This window comes from Elusimicrobiota bacterium, from assembly GCA_016788905.1.
Taxonomy (GTDB): domain Bacteria; phylum Elusimicrobiota; class Elusimicrobia; order FEN-1173; family FEN-1173; genus JADKHR01.
Genome location: JAEURZ010000061.1, coordinates 1 through 650, shown reverse-complemented (window position 1 = coordinate 650; position 650 = coordinate 1). Strand labels below are relative to the sequence as shown.

1 protein-coding gene is annotated in these 650 nt (G+C 58.0%); it reads right to left on the bottom strand.

The genetic code is table 11. The annotated features are described in order from the left end of the window. Nucleotides 1-90: 90 nt before the first annotated feature. Nucleotides 91-309, bottom strand: coding sequence for a hypothetical protein (locus JNK54_10800; GenBank protein ID MBL8024745.1), 219 nt, complete (start codon nt 307-309; stop codon nt 91-93). Nucleotides 310-650: the final 341 nt, after the last annotated feature.

The window sequence follows — 650 nt, the reverse complement described above, 5'->3', positions numbered from 1 at the left end:
GCTAATCCGCTGTATGGGGTAAACCCATACCGAGGGTTCGAATCCCTCCCTTTCCGCCATTACAGAAACCCCCCACAGGGGTCGAAAGGCTCAACGGCTCACGGTCGTTGGGCCTTTCTCTTTCCTGATTGAAAGCTTCCGTTCCCATCCGAGACGTCGTCCTCCTCCGGCATCCAACCCCCGAACCGGTCGAAATCCCTCCGTCTGCCGCGCGGAGCGCGGCAGTGGAAGAATTCCATTCCATCGGTCTTCTTCCGTCGATAGCGGGGGCCGAGTCTCCGTCCCGTCCGCTCGTTCGACCCCTGTCACTCTCCGATTCGGGGTTCTCCAAAACGAAGTCCACCCGGATACTCTTTTTCGAATAGTGAATGCTCCTCAGGCCTCGCCGAACCGCAAGGGCTTTTTCAATCCCAACCCCGCGCGCACACCAACCGCAAAAGGAGCCCTCTCCCTGTCCTCCCTCTCCCCTCTGGGGAAAGGGACAACCCACCGGTGGAACCCTCTCCCGGCCTCTCCCCATCCGGGGCGAGGGGAAAAAATAATTGGAATACCCCACTCTGATTCAGAGAGACAGGCCAAATCAAAGGATGAAAATATTTTCGCGCCCGAAATCCAAAGGCACCCTAAACTCTTTCATCGGTCCGCCCTCC